Annotated in this window: 18 protein-coding genes and 1 pseudogene; 9 read left to right on the forward strand and 10 right to left on the reverse strand. The window is 69.2% G+C overall.

What is annotated here, in order from left to right:
* Positions 1-4: 4 nt before the first annotated feature.
* The 4 genes from O3W51_RS34200 to O3W51_RS34215 form a co-directional block, all read right to left on the reverse strand.
* Entirely contained in the window at positions 5-415 is a 411-nt protein-coding gene (locus O3W51_RS34200) for a YciI family protein (protein WP_138352035.1), read from the reverse strand.
* Between the two features lie 243 nt (positions 416-658).
* A complete protein-coding gene (locus O3W51_RS34205) occupies positions 659-853 on the reverse strand; it encodes a DUF1918 domain-containing protein (RefSeq protein WP_138352034.1) in 195 nt (64 codons plus the stop codon).
* 199 nt (positions 854-1,052) lie between these two features.
* On the reverse strand, positions 1,053-1,907 hold the full coding sequence (locus tag O3W51_RS34210; protein WP_138352033.1) for an ABC transporter permease subunit: 855 nt from the start codon (positions 1,905-1,907) through the stop codon (positions 1,053-1,055).
* Positions 1,904-2,824, reverse strand: coding sequence for an ABC transporter ATP-binding protein (locus O3W51_RS34215; protein ID WP_187145177.1), 921 nt, complete (start codon positions 2,822-2,824; stop codon positions 1,904-1,906). The genes O3W51_RS34210 and O3W51_RS34215 overlap by 4 nt, the downstream gene beginning before the upstream one ends.
* Positions 2,825-3,031: 207 nt before the next feature.
* Between O3W51_RS34215 and O3W51_RS34220 the strand changes: the two genes are divergently transcribed.
* Positions 3,032-4,207: a sensor histidine kinase gene (locus tag O3W51_RS34220; RefSeq protein WP_138352031.1), complete on the forward strand. Its 1,176-nt coding sequence runs from the start codon at positions 3,032-3,034 to the stop codon at positions 4,205-4,207.
* The gene (locus tag O3W51_RS34225; RefSeq protein ID WP_138352030.1) at positions 4,204-4,866 is read left to right on the forward strand and encodes a response regulator; all 663 of its coding nucleotides are present in this window, start codon (positions 4,204-4,206) and stop codon (positions 4,864-4,866) included. Before O3W51_RS34220 ends, O3W51_RS34225 begins: the two co-directional genes overlap by 4 nt.
* Positions 4,867-4,932: 66 nt before the next feature.
* On the opposite strand, the gene O3W51_RS34230 is transcribed toward O3W51_RS34225, so the two are convergent.
* The gene (locus O3W51_RS34230) at positions 4,933-5,082 is read right to left on the reverse strand and encodes a hypothetical protein (protein WP_164293149.1); all 150 of its coding nucleotides are present in this window, start codon (positions 5,080-5,082) and stop codon (positions 4,933-4,935) included.
* Between the two features lie 301 nt (positions 5,083-5,383).
* On the opposite strand from O3W51_RS34230, the gene O3W51_RS34235 reads away from it, so the two are divergent.
* On the forward strand, positions 5,384-6,043 hold the full coding sequence (locus O3W51_RS34235; RefSeq protein ID WP_138352029.1) for a DUF4360 domain-containing protein: 660 nt from the start codon (positions 5,384-5,386) through the stop codon (positions 6,041-6,043).
* 148 nt (positions 6,044-6,191) lie between these two features.
* On the opposite strand, the pseudogene O3W51_RS34240 reads toward O3W51_RS34235, so the two are convergent.
* The 3 genes and pseudogenes from O3W51_RS34240 to O3W51_RS34250 all read right to left on the reverse strand — a co-directional run.
* Positions 6,192-6,413: pseudogene (locus O3W51_RS34240) on the reverse strand (GNAT family N-acetyltransferase); the annotation flags it as partial.
* A gap of 146 nt (positions 6,414-6,559) precedes the next feature.
* A complete protein-coding gene (locus O3W51_RS34245) occupies positions 6,560-8,932 on the reverse strand; it encodes an RICIN domain-containing protein (RefSeq protein ID WP_138352028.1) in 2,373 nt (790 codons plus the stop codon).
* 198 nt (positions 8,933-9,130) lie between these two features.
* Entirely contained in the window at positions 9,131-9,592 is a 462-nt protein-coding gene (locus tag O3W51_RS34250; protein WP_232485914.1) for a MarR family winged helix-turn-helix transcriptional regulator, read from the reverse strand.
* A gap of 98 nt (positions 9,593-9,690) precedes the next feature.
* On the opposite strand from O3W51_RS34250, the gene O3W51_RS34255 reads away from it, so the two are divergent.
* On the forward strand, positions 9,691-10,575 hold the full coding sequence (locus O3W51_RS34255) for an alpha/beta fold hydrolase (RefSeq protein WP_138352027.1): 885 nt from the start codon (positions 9,691-9,693) through the stop codon (positions 10,573-10,575).
* A 53-nt stretch (positions 10,576-10,628) separates the two neighbouring features.
* Complete coding sequence (locus O3W51_RS34260; protein WP_138352026.1) at positions 10,629-10,985, forward strand: DoxX family protein; 357 nt, start codon at positions 10,629-10,631, stop codon at positions 10,983-10,985.
* Positions 10,986-11,061: 76 nt separating this feature from the next.
* On the opposite strand, the gene O3W51_RS34265 is transcribed toward O3W51_RS34260, so the two are convergent.
* Entirely contained in the window at positions 11,062-11,991 is a 930-nt protein-coding gene (locus O3W51_RS34265) for a cobalamin-binding protein (RefSeq protein ID WP_269288252.1), read from the reverse strand.
* A gap of 303 nt (positions 11,992-12,294) precedes the next feature.
* Here O3W51_RS34265 and O3W51_RS34270 point away from each other — a divergent pair, with 303 nt between their 5' ends.
* Genes O3W51_RS34270 through sigJ form a run of 4 tightly spaced genes read left to right on the forward strand, consistent with a single transcriptional unit; the run spans position 12,295 to position 14,456 of the window.
* Entirely contained in the window at positions 12,295-12,495 is a 201-nt protein-coding gene (locus O3W51_RS34270; protein ID WP_269288254.1) for a hypothetical protein, read from the forward strand.
* Positions 12,471-12,719, forward strand: a complete 249-nt coding sequence (locus O3W51_RS34275) for a hypothetical protein (RefSeq protein WP_244809702.1) — start codon at positions 12,471-12,473, stop codon at positions 12,717-12,719. Before O3W51_RS34270 ends, O3W51_RS34275 begins: the two co-directional genes overlap by 25 nt.
* Complete coding sequence (locus tag O3W51_RS34280) at positions 12,716-13,510, forward strand: SDR family oxidoreductase (protein WP_269288256.1); 795 nt, start codon at positions 12,716-12,718, stop codon at positions 13,508-13,510. The genes O3W51_RS34275 and O3W51_RS34280 overlap by 4 nt, the downstream gene beginning before the upstream one ends.
* Before the next feature lie 55 nt (positions 13,511-13,565).
* Positions 13,566-14,456: an RNA polymerase sigma factor SigJ gene (sigJ, locus tag O3W51_RS34285; RefSeq protein ID WP_138352101.1), complete on the forward strand. Its 891-nt coding sequence runs from the start codon at positions 13,566-13,568 to the stop codon at positions 14,454-14,456.
* 351 nt (positions 14,457-14,807) lie between these two features.
* Here the strand turns inward: sigJ and O3W51_RS34290 are convergent, their stop codons facing one another.
* Complete coding sequence (locus O3W51_RS34290; protein WP_187145178.1) at positions 14,808-15,479, reverse strand: nitroreductase family protein; 672 nt, start codon at positions 15,477-15,479, stop codon at positions 14,808-14,810.
* Between the last annotated feature and the right edge of the window lie 175 nt (positions 15,480-15,654).

The following is a 15,654-nucleotide window of genomic DNA, read 5'->3' on the forward strand; positions in this document are numbered from 1 at the left end:
GTGGTCACTCCGTGATGGTGTGCTGCTCGGCGCTCATGAACGGGCGCAGTTCCAGCCACTCGTGGATCGGCTTCCCGCCCGCGCCAGGCTCGGCCGACAGTTCCCCGGCCAGCTCGACGGCGCGCTCGTAGCTGTCGACGTCGATCACCATCCACCCCGCGATGAGGTCCTTCGTCTCGGCGAACGGGCCGTCGGTGACCGGCGGGCGCCCCTCGCCGTCGTAGCGGACCCACGCTCCCTCGGGGGCGAGCGCCTGGCTGTCGACGAACTCGCCGGTCTTCACCAGCCGAGCCGCGAAGTCCTTCATGTACTGCACGTGTGCCGAGATCTCCTCGGGCGTCCACTGGTCCATGGGCACGTCGTTGACCGACGCCGGGGCGCCTCGGTAGTGCTTCAGCAGCAGGTACTTGGCCATCGTGGTTCTCCTCGGTACTGGTGCGACCATTGTGGTCGCCTTCACCGCGGGGACGGAGCCGGACACAGGATCTCGACATCGCCGGCCGATCTTTTCTAGCTCGCGTGGATGGGCCGGGGTGAGCCGCTGCATGTACTGACCCTCGGGCATGGGCGGCGGCCATCCGTGAGCGCTCGGGGACATGCGAGAAAGGGCCCGCCGGTGACGGGCCCCTCGGGGTGGTGCGGCGTGAATCGGGCAGGCTCAGTCGGACGACTCTTGATGGTCGACCATGGTGTCGGGCCCGGGGGTCATGATGGTTTCATGGCCGTTCTCGGCCCTCACCCGGTAGGGCGGCGTTCCGTCCGGGCCGAGTACCTCGACGATCTCGACGACTCGGTCGTGCTGGCCTACGACGCGCCCGTGCATGACGAGGCGGTCCCCTTTTGAGGCGTGCATCGTTGCTCTCCTCTCTGCTCAATGACACTGCAAGATGAAGTTACGCCATGCATGCGAAGAGTAGCTCTTTGTGCGCGGGGAGCCGCCTGCGGAGAGCTTCGAGGCCTTGCCCCTGTGCCACTGGGGCCCCTGCGCCACTCGGGTCCTGTGGCACCGGGACCCTGCCCCACCGGCCGGTCCGCGTGCCCCGGCGGTACGGTCACACGTCGCGGTGTCGCACGGCGGTCACCGCGAGGACGACTGCGATCAGCGGCCAGAGCGCGTACACGGTCCAGGAACCGGGGACTGTGGCGCTGTAGGCGAGGGAGTGCGGATCCGGGGGCCAGTTCTGGACCAGGCGCTTCCAGGCGGTGACCGGCATCGCGTGGCTGACGGCGGCGGACCAGTGGGCGCTCTGCGAGAAGATCGGAGGCAGCATCAGGAGCGTGAAGACGCTGGTGACCACGGTGGCGGCGCTGTGCCGGATCAGGGCGCCGAAGCCGAGGCCGATCAGTGCGCAGACCGGGGCCAGCAGCGCGGATGCGGCCAGCGCCCGGAATACACCCGGGTGAGTGAGGGGGACCCCGGCGTGGTTCGTGTTCAGGATGGCTTGGGAGACCAGGAAACCACCGGTGGAGATGACCGTACCGACCGCGGTCCAGAGCGCGGCGGTGACGACCGTCTTGGCCAGCACCACCGTGCCGCGGGCCGGTACGGCCATGGTGGTGGTGCGGATGAGGCCGCTGCTGTATTCGCTCACGACGGTGAGGGCACCGATGCTTCCGGCGACGAGCATCAGCGTCATGTAGCCGGCCGGCGGGAACGCGTCGAACACCATGAACCCCTGGTCGGTCCTGGCCGCTGGGCTCATTTTCTTCAGGGTGTTGTTCTCCGCCAGGGCGGCGACGGCGGCGGACCCGATGACGAACAGGGTGGTGAGTGCGAGCGTCCACGGGGTCGAGCGCAGGGACCGTATTTTGATCCACTCGGAGGCGAGCAGGTCGCGGAAGTGGGCGGGCGGCTCGGCGAGGGGTGCGGCCGAGGTGGTCGGGGGGACGGTGGTGAGTGTGGTCATCGGGGCTGTCCTGCCAGGTATTCGACGCTGTCGGCGGTGAGTTCCATGAAGGCCTCCTCCAGCGAGGCGGTCCGGGTGGTCAGCTCGTTCAGCAGGATCCGGTTGTCGAAGGCGAGTGCCCCGATCCGGTCCGCCGGCAACCCGGTCACGGCGAGCTTGTCGGCGTCCGGTGCGCCCTCCACCTCGACCGACGCGCCTGCGGCGGTCAGTACCGCCGCCAGCTCGGCGGTGCGCGGGGTGCTCACCACGACGCTGAGGCGGGTGCTGCGGGCCGCGAAGTCCCGTACCGACTCGGCAGCGATGAGCCGGCCCCGGCCGACGACGACGAGTTGGTCGGCGGTGTTCTCCATCTCCGACATCAGGTGGCTGGAGAGGAAGACCGTGCGGCCTTCGGCGGCCAGGCGCCGGAAGAGGCGGCGCATCCAGAGCACGCCCTCCGGGTCCATACCGTTGACCGGCTCGTCGAACATCAACACCGGTGGGTCGCCGAGGAGGGCGGTGGCGATCCCCAGTCGCTGCTTCATGCCGAGCGAGAACCCGCCGATGCGGCGGGTCGCCACGTCGGCCAGCCCCACTTCCTGCAGCACGTTGTCCACCCGGCGCAGCGGGATGCCGTTGCTGCGGGCGATGGCGGACAGGTGGGCCACCGCGCTGCGTCCACCGTGGACCTGGCCGGCGTCGAGGAGGGCACCGACGTGCCGCAGTCCGCGCGAGTGGCTGCGGAAGGGGACGCCGCTGACGGTGGCGGTGCCGCCGGTCGGCGCGTCCAGGCCGAGGATGATCCGCAGGGTGGTGGTCTTGCCCGCTCCGTTGGGGCCGAGAAACCCGGTCACCTGACCAGGCCGCACGGCGAAGGACAGTTGGTCGACGGCGGTCTTGCCGCCGTAGCGCTTGGTGAGTTCGTTGACTTCGATCACAGGAGCAACCCTGCCGGGACACCCACCCCCGGTCATGCGGCCAGGGACGGCAATCGCACGGCCGGTTCCACCCAGGGACGTACGTCCACGGGCCAATGCCGGGCGGGCGGCGACAGGTTAATGTCGCGGCATGGACGCCATACCGACCACCCTGTTGTCCGTGTGCCTTGCGCATCGCGGTCTCCCTGTCGACCGAGCACACCGCCGATGACGAGAACGAAGGCCATGGCCTGGGTGGGGGGCGTCCTCTACGTCCTGGTGGTGGGTCTGCTGATCGGGGGTGCGAGCCAGGCTTCGGGCACGCTCCACGCTGTCGGTGCGATGCTGGCCGTGAGCCTGCTCGTCGGGGTGCTGCGACGGATGCCGCTGCCGGCTCTGGCCATGGCGCTCGTCGGATCCACCGCCGTGGTGGTGGGCACTCCGAGCTCCGTCCATGTGAACCGGGCCGTGGGATACCAGGGCCAGTTCCTGTCGTATCTGGCGGTGGACCTCGTCCTGGGCTTCATCGTCGCCACCTGCACCCGGCGAGCTGCGATCGCAGGCGTGGCCGTGTCGTTCGCCGTGCAGCTCCTGGTCATCGGCGGCTTCGCTCACGGCGACAACGTGACCGTCAACGTCGTGATCGCCCTCCTGGCGATGGCCGCAGCCTGCACGGTCGGTCTGCTCAGTCGCGAGCGCCGCGAGCACGCGGTGGCGCTGCGTTCGCAGGAAGTGGCCGAGGCCGTGACCGCCGAACGGCTGCGGATTGCACGGGAACTGCACGACATGGTCGCACACAGCATCGCCATCATCGCCATCCAGGCCGGCGCGGGAAGCCAGGTCGTCCAGACCCGGCCCGCGGAGGCCGGTGAGGCGCTGCGGGCCATCGAGGCCACCAGCAGAGAGACCTTGTCGGGCCTGCGGCGCACCCTGGTGGCGCTCCGTCAGGCCGACCTCGACGCGGCGGCCTCGGGGCAGGCACCGCTCGCGCCCTCACAGGGTCTGGCAGACATCGAACGGCTGGCAGCGGCCACAGCCGAGGCGGGGGTGCGTGTCGACGTGCACCGCAGTGGGGCACAGCGTTCCTTGCCGGCTGACATCGACCTGTCCGCCTACCGTATCGTCCAGGAGTCGCTGACCAACGTGGTCCGCCACGCGGGCATCGGACGTTGCCGGGTGCTCATCGACTACGGGGACGAGGAGCTGTCCGTGGAGGTCGTCGACGACGGGCGCGGCACCGCTACGAACGGCTCGGCCCACGGCTTCGGCATCGTGGGCATGCGGGAGCGGGCCGGCCTGCTGCGCGGTCACCTCAGCGCCGGGCCGCGTCCCGAAGGCGGCTTCCGGGTGACGGCCCGGCTGCCGCTGCCCGAACTGGTCGCCGCCCCCGTGGAGGCCCGATGACCGTTCGCGTCGTACTCGCCGACGACCAGCCGCTGGTGCGGTCCGGTCTGCGCATGATCATGGCCGATCATCCCGACCTGGCGGTCGTCGGCGAAGCCGCCACCGGCATCGAGGCGGTCCAACTGGTGCGGGACATCAGCCCCGACGTCGTGGTGATGGACATCCGGATGCCGGGCATGGACGGCATCGAGGCCACTCGCCTGATCACCGCCGGCCCGGCAACGACCCGGGTCCTCGTCCTGACCACCTTCGACGAGGACGACCTCGTCTACGGCGCGCTCCGGGCCGGCGCGAGCGGCTTCGTGGTGAAGGACATGGCGCTGAACGACATCCTCGCGGCGATCCGCGTGGTCGCCGCCGGCGATGCGCTGATCGCGCCAGGTGTGACACGCCGACTGATCGCCGACTTCGTCGGGCGCCCCGGTACCGCCCCGAAGCGCTCCCCACGACCCGTCGAGGGCATCACCGAGCGGGAACGGGAGGTCCTGACCCTCATCGGACTCGGCCGGACGAACCACGAGATCGCGGACGATCTCTTCATCACGGTGGCCACCGCCAAGTCGCACGTATCACGACTGATGGCCAAACTGGGCGCCCGGGACCGGGTTCAACTCGTGATCACGGCATACGAGATGGAGCTCGTCCTGCTGCCTCATTGAGTGCATCCCCAGGGCCTCGGGGCGGGTCGCTGCTCGGCGGCGGTGCCAACCCGGCAGTTGATGTTCTCAGACCCGCTCCGAGCGGGCGATCGCTTCGGCAACCGAGGTCTTGTTGCCGTACTCCCAGCTGCGATGTTGGATGAGGCGCTCGATCCGCCAGCCGTCCGGAGTGCGGAGCAACACCCCGGGCGGCGCCGCCGTCGGCCAGGCGGGCACCCGTGGTCCGTCCGGGTGGCCGGGCCGAGGGGACGAACACCTGCCGGCAGCGCCCCGCCGGGTGGTTTCCGATTTCTGATTTCCGTCGGGCACGTGAATTCGATTCCGTCCGGTCGCCCGCAGCAATGCTCTTTCCGGTCGAAGCGATTGTGGCCGGTATCTCTGCGGTCGAATTCCGGGCGGCTATCCGCGGCCGGTTCTCGCTCTGTTCAGCAAGGCCCCCGAGGTGCTGGCATGTACACGGCCTTCACTGGAGGCTCACCCAGCCTCCACGACGTGAACACGGCCGATTGGAGAATTCATGTCCGGATTCCTTGCCGCAGGCGGAGCCATCGTGGCCCTCATGGCCGCGACCGTCTCCCCCCAGCAGGCGTCGGCAGCGGAACCGCCGCCCGACAAGATCGTGATCAAGGTCGCGACCGTCAACGGCTCCGGCTGTCGTGAAGGGACGGCCGCCATCGCCGTCTCTCCCGACAACACCGCCTTCACCGTCACCTACAGCGATTACCTCGCTCAGGTGGGCGCCGGGGCCCTGCCGACCGACTTCCGCAAGAACTGCCAGCTCAACCTGCGGGTCTTCGTGCCCCAGGGCTTCACCTACGCGATTGCCCAGGCCGATTACCGCGGCTTCGCGTCCCTGGAGCGAGGGGCCAGCAGCGAGGAACGGGCCGGCTACTACTTCCAGGGCTCGTCGCAGACGGACCGCAAGGTCCACTCGTTCCGCGGCCCGTACAGCGACAACTGGCAGACCTCGGACGTGACCGACGTCGGCGCGCTGGTCTGGGCCCCCTGCGGGGAGATTCGCAACTTCAACATCAACACGGAGTTGCGGGTCAATCTCGGGAGCTCGGACAAGAAGACCACGAGTTTCATGACGATGGACTCGACGGACGGCAGCGTCAACACCATCTATCGCCTCGCCTGGAAGGAATGCCCGGACAATCCGAACCCGTGGCCGTAACCGGCCCGCGCGACGGCTGACACCCCCGTTCACGCCCTCGCGGATGCCTTTCCTCGCTACGGTCGGGCCCCGGATCCGCTCGCGGAAGCACTCCGCCCGCGGGTCCGGGGCCCGACGGCGCGGCTGCCGGCCCTCAGGTCGGTGCCGGTCAGCCGGACAGGTCGGTGCCCGCCTCCGGGAGGCGCACCATGAAGACATCGATCGGGTCCTGGGCTTCCACCACGAATCCGTGGCGTTCGTACAACCGTCGGGCGGCGCTGCCCTGCAGGACGTTCAGGCGGACGGTCGTACCCTGAGCGTCGGTGCGGGCGAATACCGCGTGCAGGACGGCCGATCCAAGGCCCCGGCCCTGATGGTGCGGCGCGAGGTAGGGCGCGGTCCGCGCTCCGTCCACCCGCGCTCGCTCATCCGTGCCCGGAGTATTTCCCGGCAGAGTGCACGCCACGGACACGGGGTCGGAGAGCAGCTCGGGCGGGAACCGTCGCCGGCCCCCGCCCGAGTCGCGTCACGGCCGGATCACAGAGGCAGGTTCCACTTCTGGTTGGATCCGTTGTTGCAGTCCCAGATCTCGAGCTGGGTGCCGTTGGTGGTGGTGAAGCCGGGGATGTCGAGGCAGCGGCCGCTCGCGGGGTTGACCAGCGTGCCGTTGCTGACCGTCCATTGCTGGTTTGCGCCGCCGTTGCAGGTCCATAGGTTCACGAGCGATCCGTTGGCGGTGGCCCCGCCGATCACGTCGAGGCACAGGCCGGCGGCGCGCACGGATCCGTTGCTGATGGTCCACTGCTGGGCGGAGGAGCTGTTGCAGTCCCAGAGGTCGACGACGGCGCCCGGGGTGGTCGAGGCGGTGTAGTCGTCCAGGCACTTGGCGGCATTGAGCACCGAGCTGACCTGGCCGGTTCCGGTGCTGCCTCCGGTGCCGGGGGTGATGGACAGGTTGTCGAACTGGTCGGTGCGGTAGCCCTGGATACCGAGACCGGCCTGTCCGGTCTGGAAGGAGGAGTCGGTCACCGACCCGAACTGGTTGCCGTCGAGCTTGGCGCTGATCTGCGAGCCCTGGAAGGTGAACGACAGGTTGTGCCACTGCCCGGTGCCCAGCGCGGTCGTCGTCCCGGTGGCCAGGGTGTGGTTGGATCCGTCGGTGTACATCTTCTCGATCCACCACCGGCCGGTGTCACGGATCCGCAGGTAGTACGCGTTCATGTGCGACTGCGGCCGCTGCTGGGTGTTGGCGCGCCCCAGCAGTTCGGTCGTTCCCGCGCCGCGCAGGTAGACATCGGAGCTGACGGTGTAGTTCGACCAGGTGGGATCGCCGATCAGCGCGTAGGAGTCGGAGTCGTCCTGCCACTCGATCGGCTTGACCGGAGCCATCTGCTGCACGCACTGGCCGGATCGGCCGGTGCAGGGCTGGACCTCGAAGGAGCCCTGCATGTCCGAGAGGTACTTCGCCTCGGTGCCACTGCCGTTGCCGTCGAAGGTGTCGCTGTACGGCAGCGCCAGGGCATGGGCGGCCGGCGCGGTCGCGGTGCCCTTGCCCTGGCCGCCCAGGGTGCTCACCGTGTAGACATAGCCCGGCTGCATGGTCAGCGAATACGACCCGTTGTTCGGTGTGATGTCCTGGGTGTGCACGAACGACGACGCGCTGCTGGGGCTGTTGACGTCGGTGGCCCACACGTGGACGGTGCCCGTGGACAGGCCGCCCTTGACGGTGAAGTTCGCGGTCTGCGAGGAGCCGGAGGTCGTGGTCTCCAGGATGGTGGAGTAGTCCGCGCTCGTGTTGGACTTGACGGTCACGTAGGTGCCGTTGGACTCGGTGCCGCCGAGGTACCCCGACGCGGAGTCGATGAACTTCCAGCCAGGCTTGGTGAACTGGGTGACCTGCGCGGTGGCCCAGGTGCTGGCCCCGATGGTGTAGTTGCCCGACCAGGGGGAGCCGGCGGTGGCCAGCCCGACGGTGTTGTAGGGCAGGTTGGGGTAGATCGCGGCGATCAGCGGCCAGTTGAAGTAGCTGGTCATCTTCGCGTCGATGTAGCCGCGGGTGATGGAACGGATGAGGGCCGGGGCCCCGGTGTTCATGTCCTGCGAGCCGTTCTCGCTGTCCCACAGCGGCTTACCGTTGTTCTTCGCCGCCGTGGTGCTGGAGCAGGTGTGGGCGTTGCCGCCGTCACCGCCCTCGCACGAGTAGTGCGCGCCGATGATCGAGACGGCGTTGTTGAACGCGGAGTTGTTCGCCATGTCGTCGGCGACGCCCCAGCCGCTGTCGTCGGCGACCAGCTGGACGCCGCTGTAGCCGTGCGAGTTGAGCGCGGAGCGCAGCTGGACGAACCAGTTGGCGTCATGCCCGCGCTCGTTCCAGCCGCCGAGGTACTTGATGGTCAGGTTGTGCTGCTTGGCGCAGTCCAGCCAGGAGATCAGATAGTTGACGGTGTCGGTGGACCAGAAACCGCCGTTGATCCACCCCGGTGCGGCCCAGGCCAGACCGTACAGCCCGATGTCGGGGTTGCGAGCCTTGGCCTGCTCGGCCAGCCAGAACTCGTACCCGGCGTTGCAGTTGACGGTGCCGCGGGAGTGCTCGATCGACGGTTCCGACCCGTCGGTGGAGTTCGCGTCCCCGCCGATCTCCACTTTCAGCAACTGCAGGTTCGCGCCGTAGCCCGGCTTGAACATGTAGTCCAGGATCTGCGACTGCTGCGCGGCCGGATAGTCGGTCAGCAGCCGTGAGTTGCCGCCGCCTCCGCTGATCGCGCCGATGCCGTCGAAGGTCCGCCCGCCCTGGCTGCCGTCCACGCTGATCGACGTGGTCGCGGCCTGCGCCGGCTCACTGCTCACGGCCAGCACGGTGGCCAGCAGCGCCAGCACCCACAGGGGTGCGAGTCTCCACAGGTGTCTCATCGTTGACTTCCTTCAGTGGGGGAGGAGGAGTTCATGAGGCGCTTCGCTTCGTGGTCGCTCTGCCGTCCACAACCCATTGACAACGTTGTCAGACGTGACCAGGGCGGCGGGGTCGAGGCCCAGCAAAGGGGAGGACCTGAACACCTGTCAACACAACCGACCGAAATTGCGAACACATGCAAACAGGCCTCGGTCCGACTACCCACGGGTCCTCGGCGAGGCCACCGCTTCCGTGACGCCGCGCAGGAAGCGGTCGATGGTGGCGAGTTCGGTGGCATCGAACGCATCGGCCACGCCCAGCACGTTTTCGATCAGCGGTCCGAAGAACGACCGCCCGAGGGCGGCCGCCGCATCGGATACCTCGATCAGCACGCGTCGTCGGTCCTGCCCGTCCCGCGTGCGCCGCACATGTCCCAGCCGCTCCAGTCGGTCGACCAGTGCCGTCGTTCCGGCCGAGTTGAGGCCCAGTTGGGCGCCCAGCCACCCCGGAGTCGCCGGCGTGCCCGCGCGCGCGGCGTCCAGCAGGGAGATCAACGCCCGCAGGTCCGTGGGGTGCAGGCCATTGCGTTCGGCGAACCCACCGGCGGACAAATGCAGTTCAACGGTGATCGCGCGCAGCAGATGCACCGTCTGCATCCGGGGGTCGTCTGCCTCGCCCATGCCACCGGCCTTCCCCTGATCGACGTCGGTGCATAGTATCTCGCCAAACGAGTATCTCGTCGAACGAGAGACGTTTGGGGTGTGCTGGAGGAGGTCCGATGACAGGCAGCCCGACGCGCGGCGACAGCGCGCGGTTCGACGCTGCGTACCATGCGGTTCTTGCCGACTGGGGAATGCTGGTCGAACCGCTCGCGCTCACCTCCCCGTATGGCGTCACCCACGTGAACACCTGCGGACCGCAGGACGGCGAACCTCTGGTGCTGCTCCACGGAGGCGGGACGACGGCCGCGAGCTGGTACGCGAATGCGGCCCGACTGAGCCGCACCCGGCGCCTGTACGCCATCGACCGGATCGGCGAGCCCGGACTCAGCGTGCGCGGCGGGCAGAGCATCCGCACCACGACGGACCTGTGCGACTGGCTCGACGCAACCCTCGACGGCCTCGGCCTGGAACGCACCGACGTCTGCGGGCACTCGTACGGGGCCTGGATCGCGCTCAACCACGCCCTCCAATCCCCTGAGCGAGTGCGCCGCCTGATACTGCTCGACCCGACGCAGAGCTTCGCCGGGTTCAAGCCCGGCTACCTCCTCCACGCACTCCCGATGCTCGCGCGGCCCACGGCACGGCGCGCCCGCGCGTTCCTCGCATGGGAGACCGGCGGTGCCGCATTCAGCGACGCGTGGCTCCAGCTGTACGGCCGGGCCGCAGAATTCCCGCGCGGCCGCATCGTCACCGGCGGCCGCCCCCAGCCCGCCGGGCTACGGGCGCTCGACGTACCGACCCTGGCCCTGTTCGCGGAGAACAGCCGCGCGCACGACAGTCACAAGGCGGCCGCCGTTGCCCGCATGCTGCTGGGCAACGCCACGGTGGCCATCATTCCCGGGGTCTCCCACCACGGCCTCCCGATGACCGAGGCGGAAGAAGTGGACACCCGGATCCTGGAATTCCTCGCCTCGACCGCGGCATCGGAGTCCCACGGCTGACCCGTCGTCGAGCGAGCATTCACCCGCATGATCCCCACGGACAAGGAGAGTTCATGTTCGCCGCCTACGTCACGGTCACCATCCTCGGCGCGGTCTTCAACGGCATAGCCGCCGTCACTTACCTGATCGGCCACGACTACCCCAAGGCCCAGGCGGACATGAAGCGTGTGCCCCGGTCCTGGGTACCACGGTTGGGCACGTTGCTGGCGATGGGATCCTTGGGGCTGCTCGCCGGGTTCGCGGTGCCACTGCTGGGCACGCTCGCCGCAACCGGCCTCGTGCTGTACTTCACCGGCGCACTCATCGCCCACCTGCGGGTGGGCTCCCGTCAGCTCCAAGGATGGGCCGTCTTCTTCGTCACCGCGGTGGCAGCCCTGACGGTGAACCTGGCCTACCACGGCCCCTGGTGACATGCTCCGCACGCGGCACGTGTCTGCCTCTCTTCGGCCGTCGTCCGAAAGGGGCTCGCTGGGTTCGAGCCACCTCTCAGCTCAGGCGCCTCGCCTCGTGTGCCCCTACCGGTTCCCCCGCCGGCACGCCATGAAGGACATGTGCGAGCACCTCCACACCGCGGACGACACGCGGGCCCGGCCGGTTGAAGTACGCCGGACCGTCCAGGACCCACACCTGGCCGCTGCGTACGGCGGGCAGTTCGTCCCAGCCCGGCAGCCCGGTGAGCAGCTCGCGCTCGCGTTCGGTGCGGTCCGGGTGGAAGCCGCACGGCAGCAGCAGAAGGACTTCGGGCTGTGCGGCGCGCACCGCCTGCCACTCCATCGGCTTGGTGTGCTCGCCCGGCGACGCGAGGAGCGGTTCGCCTCCCGCACTGGTGATCTGCTCAGGAACCCAGTGGCCGGCGGGCCACAGCGGGTCCAGCCATTCGATGGTGACCGTGCGCGGCCGGGGTCGTCCCGCCACCAGTGACCGCACGGTGGCGAGGCGTCCCCGCAGCGCGGCCCGGCGTTCCAGAGCGATCCCGCGGACGCCCAGCAGATCCCCCACGCGTACGAGACAGTCCAATACGTCGTCCAGCGTGCGGGGTTCCAGACTCAGGACCTTGGGCCCGTCCCCGCCCTCGTCCCCGTTCAGCACCCGCACCGCTTCGACCACGCTGCTGTACGACACCGCGCACACGTCGCAGAGGTCCTGGGTGAGTACGACGTCGGGAGCCACGGCGGCCAGCGCGTCGACGTCGAGGGTGTAGAGCGAGGACCCGCTGTGCGCGCTCCCGCCGACGGCGGCCGAGATCTCCCGACTGCTCAGTTCCTCGGAGGAGAATCCGGCCGAGGTGACGACCGGCACGGACGAGATCTGTGCCGGCGGCCAGTCGCACTCGTGCGTGCGGCCCACGAGTTCCGCGGCCAGACCGAGTTCGGCCACGATGTCGGTGGCCGCGGGGAGCAGGGAGACGATGCGCATGACCCGACCGTACGGCCTGGGGGTGCCCGGCATCGCACCGTCGCCGCAGTGGGGTGGGCTTCCTCCCCAGTAGTCCGGGTCTCCCCACCGACCGCCGGCCCCGGTCGGCACCAGGCGGACGCGCAGGAGGAACGGCGTTGCTTCCCGTGTCGCGGGCGAGGACGAACTGCTGGTGCGGTGGCCGAACGGGGGGCCGGGCTCCCGGGCAGGTCGACACCGGGGTCCGGGGGCGAGACGCGGCCGGCTTCCCACCGTCGCGGGCGGCTCACCTCACATCGGCGGGGGCTGTGCCGTCATAGAGGTATGAACACAAAATTCCGGTACGCCAGTCTCGGCCTCCTGGCCGTGGGCGGCCTGTACACAGGGGTCTGGGCCTATTGCTCCCCGACCGGGTGGTACAGGAACTTCCCCGGCTTCGGGCTGAGCTGGCTGCCGCAGCTGGGCCCGTACAACGAGCACCTCGCCAAGGACGCGGGGCCATGTTCCTGGCGCTGTCCGTGCTGACGCTCATCGCGCTGGGCCAGGTGCGGAACAACCGGCTGGTGCAGACGGCGGGTGCGGCGTGGCTGGTCTTCAACGTGCTGCACTTCAGCTATCAGGTACAGCACCTCGACATGTACGGGACGCGGGACCAGGTACTCAATGTCGTCTTCCTGGCCGCGCTGGTTTTGTCGGCGGCGCTGCTGCTGGTACCGATCCTCCCCGCGCGGCAGGGTGATGCACGATGAACGACGGAAGCGTGAGCGCGAAGAAGGGGCCCGGCATGCGAGTGGCAGTGGCAGGCGGAACGGGACTCGTCGGACGGTACGTGGTCGAGGAGCTGACCGCGGCAGGGCACGATCCTGTGGTGCTGGCCCGGTCACGAGGTGTGGACCTTTTCGCGGGCGGGGCGGGGCTCGACGCCGTGCTGGAAGGGGTGGAGGCGGTCGTCGACGTGAGCAACGTGACGACCACGAGTGCCAAGAAGGCGGTCGCGTTCTTCGACACCGTCGGCCGCAACCTCCTGGACGCGGGCGTACGGGCCGGCGTACGGCACCACGTGGTGCTGTCGATCGTCGGCATCGACCGGGTCGGCCTCGGCTACTACCAGGGCAAACTCCGTCAGGAGGAGGTGTTGAAGGAGGGGTCGACGCCGTGGACGGTGCTGCGGGCCACGCAGTTCCACGAGTTCGCGGGGCAGATTCTCGATCGGGTTCCGGGCCCCTTCGCGGTGGTGCCCCGGATGCAGACCCAGCCGGTCGCGGCCCGGGAAGTGGCACAGCACCTCGTGCAACTCACTCTGGCCCCGGCGCAGGGTATGGCCCCCGATCTCGCCGGGTCGCGCGTCGAGCAGCTCGTCGACATGGCGCGCAGGCTGCTGCGAGCCAGGAATCAGCGGCGTCTGCTGCTGCCGGTGAAGATGCCCGGTGCCACCGGTGCGGCCATGACCGGGGGCGGTCAGCTGCCGAACGGGCCGGGCCCTCGGGGCACTCGGACCTTCGACGAATGGCTCACCCAGTACGTCACCCAGGAAGGATGACGACGCCGTGCCCACCCCACCCGGTTCGGTCCAGAACCCCACGCTCGGCTCCCTCATGGCCGAGCGGCGCGGGCTGCTGAACCTCGGCTACCGGATGCTCGGTTCCGTGCAGGACGCCGAGGACGTCGTGCAGGAGACGTACGCCCGCTGGTACGCCCTGTCCGAGGAGGAGCAGCGGGCGATCGCGGTACCGCTGGCCTGGATGACCCGGGTCGCCTCGCGGATCTGCCTCGACCAGCTCGCCTCGGCGCGGGTCCGCCGTGAGCGCTACACGGGTGAATGGCTGCCCGAGCCCGTCCGGCACAGCGCCACCTGGACCAGCACCGGGGGAGCGGGGGCGGACGATCCGGCGGACCGGATCACGCTCGACGAATCGGTCGGCATGGGGATGCTGGTGGTCCTGGACTCGGTGACGCCCGCGGAACGCGTCGCGTTCGTCCTCCACGACGTCTTCGGCATGCCGTTCGCCGAGATCGCCGAGACGGTGGGCCGCACCCCTGCGGCCTGCCGCCAGCTCGCCTCGTCCGCCCGCCGACGGCTTGCCGAGCGACGACCCGGCCCCAGCACGGCGCGGGAACACCGCCAGGTCGTCTCCGCGTTCCGCGAGGCGTGCGAGACCGGCGACCTCGACACCCTCGTCGCCCTGCTCGATCCCGATGTCGAGTCGCGCAGCGATGGCGGCGGCAAGGTCCGGGCGGCTCTGCGCCCGGTCGTCGGCCGGGACAAGGTGGCCCGCCTCTTCCTCGGTCTCATGCGCAAGGAACCTGAAGTCGATCTCGTCGAGGACGAGGTGAACGGCACTCCCGGCGTGGCGGTGCGCGTGGCCGGTACCACCGTCGCGGTCCTCGCCCTGGAGGTGTGCGACGGTCTGATCACGCACGTGTGGCTGGTGGTGAACCTGGACAAGCTCCACGCGTGGACCGGCTACGACACCCCGCCGGCGTGACCAGGCCGGTCGGCAGGTTCATCCCGAGGTAGTCGTTGGCGGTCACCGCGTCGAAGTGCGCCGCCGCCCGGGGCAGCATGTACGGCGCGGCGGGGTGGTGCGCGCCGCATGCGTCGTGGGGTAGAAGACACTGGCCCCGCCCCACCGCCCTGGTACCCCGACCGACGACCCGCCGTGCGCGCCTGCTCACGTCGCCATCTCTCACCGGGCAGTGCGTGCCGGACGAAGAGCACCCGTCCCTGTGCGGTGACCGCACGACGGTGACCACCGCATGGCGCCGATGAACCCTCCGGCCTGGCCCCGCACATCGCGGGGCCAGGCCGGATCTGAAGCTCGCCCCGGGACGCGGTGCTATTCGGCCCGCGCGGTTTCCCTGGGCGATCCGTACGACTCGTGGAAGACGTTGCGTTCCCGGCCACGGCGGCCGGGGTGGCGTCGTTCCTCCGCCGGATATCCGACGGATACGAGCAGCGCGATCGCCAGGTCGTCGCGATCACCGATGCCGATCGCCTGCTTCACCTGGAGCTCGTCCCAGCCGTTCATCGGGGAGGTGGCCAGTCCCATCTCTGTGGCGGCGAGCATGACGTAGGTGGCTGCGATCATGGCGTCCTTGACCGCGTACTCACGCAGCAGGCCACGTTCCTCGAGGTCCTCCTGGAATGCGTGTGATGCCCCGGCGAACATCGTGGCGAACTCAGCGCTCCACGCTCCATTGCGGAGCGCCTGTTCATGGACATCGCTGTGGTCGTCGCGCCAGGACGCGGGCTCGGCCACGAAGACCAGCAGGAGTGGCGCCTCCTGCGGTTGGGGCTGACCGCCGGTGGCCAGGGCCAGACCCTTGCGGACCTCGTCGCTGGTGACGGCGACGATCGATCGATCCTGAAGGTTCCAACTGGTGGGCGCTTCTATGGCGAGAGCAACCAGTCGGTCGAGGGCGGCGGCAGGGACCGGATCGGGCCGGTAGTGGCGGACGGTGCGGCGGGTGAGGATCGCTTCGGCAACGGACATGGTGGGATGCGTCATGTGAGTCACTATTGGAGAGCGGCTCTCCAACGGGAAGAGGGCACTAATTAGTACTGCAACGGTCTTTGTTCTGATGTGTGGGCAGTTTCTGGTGGTGTGTGGCCGCGTCGTTTGTAGTGGCTGATGCGGGCTTGGAATTGTCGGCGGCGGCGCCAGTGTGACCAGTGCAGGACGT

Source organism: Streptomyces sp. H39-C1 (genome assembly GCF_027158125.1).
In the GTDB taxonomy this organism is placed as follows: domain Bacteria; phylum Actinomycetota; class Actinomycetes; order Streptomycetales; family Streptomycetaceae; genus Actinacidiphila; species Actinacidiphila fildesensis.

Excerpts from the sequence above, each read along its gene's own strand:
- O3W51_RS34265 (WP_269288252.1), bottom strand. The coding sequence starts at position 11,991 with ATGCGCATCGTCTCCCTGCTCCCCGCGGCCACCGACATCGTGGCCGAA.
- O3W51_RS34220 (WP_138352031.1), top strand. The coding sequence starts at position 3,032 with ATGACGAGAACGAAGGCCATGGCCTGGGTGGGGGGCGTCCTCTACGTC.
- O3W51_RS34225 (WP_138352030.1), top strand. The coding sequence starts at position 4,204 with ATGACCGTTCGCGTCGTACTCGCCGACGACCAGCCGCTGGTGCGGTCC.
- O3W51_RS34275 (WP_244809702.1), top strand. The coding sequence starts at position 12,471 with ATGTTCCTGGCGCTGTCCGTGCTGACGCTCATCGCGCTGGGCCAGGTG.
- O3W51_RS34210 (WP_138352033.1), bottom strand. The coding sequence starts at position 1,907 with ATGACCACACTCACCACCGTCCCCCCGACCACCTCGGCCGCACCCCTC.
- O3W51_RS34235 (WP_138352029.1), top strand. The coding sequence starts at position 5,384 with ATGTCCGGATTCCTTGCCGCAGGCGGAGCCATCGTGGCCCTCATGGCC.
- sigJ (WP_138352101.1), top strand. The coding sequence starts at position 13,566 with ATGGCCGAGCGGCGCGGGCTGCTGAACCTCGGCTACCGGATGCTCGGT.
- O3W51_RS34260 (WP_138352026.1), top strand. The coding sequence starts at position 10,629 with ATGTTCGCCGCCTACGTCACGGTCACCATCCTCGGCGCGGTCTTCAAC.
- O3W51_RS34200 (WP_138352035.1), bottom strand. The coding sequence starts at position 415 with ATGGCCAAGTACCTGCTGCTGAAGCACTACCGAGGCGCCCCGGCGTCG.
- O3W51_RS34280 (WP_269288256.1), top strand. The coding sequence starts at position 12,716 with ATGAACGACGGAAGCGTGAGCGCGAAGAAGGGGCCCGGCATGCGAGTG.
- O3W51_RS34255 (WP_138352027.1), top strand. The coding sequence starts at position 9,691 with ATGACAGGCAGCCCGACGCGCGGCGACAGCGCGCGGTTCGACGCTGCG.
- O3W51_RS34290 (WP_187145178.1), bottom strand. The coding sequence starts at position 15,479 with ATGACGCATCCCACCATGTCCGTTGCCGAAGCGATCCTCACCCGCCGC.
- O3W51_RS34270 (WP_269288254.1), top strand. The coding sequence starts at position 12,295 with ATGAACACAAAATTCCGGTACGCCAGTCTCGGCCTCCTGGCCGTGGGC.
- O3W51_RS34205 (WP_138352034.1), bottom strand. The coding sequence starts at position 853 with ATGCACGCCTCAAAAGGGGACCGCCTCGTCATGCACGGGCGCGTCGTA.
- O3W51_RS34245 (WP_138352028.1), bottom strand. The coding sequence starts at position 8,932 with ATGAGACACCTGTGGAGACTCGCACCCCTGTGGGTGCTGGCGCTGCTG.
- O3W51_RS34250 (WP_232485914.1), bottom strand. The coding sequence starts at position 9,592 with ATGGGCGAGGCAGACGACCCCCGGATGCAGACGGTGCATCTGCTGCGC.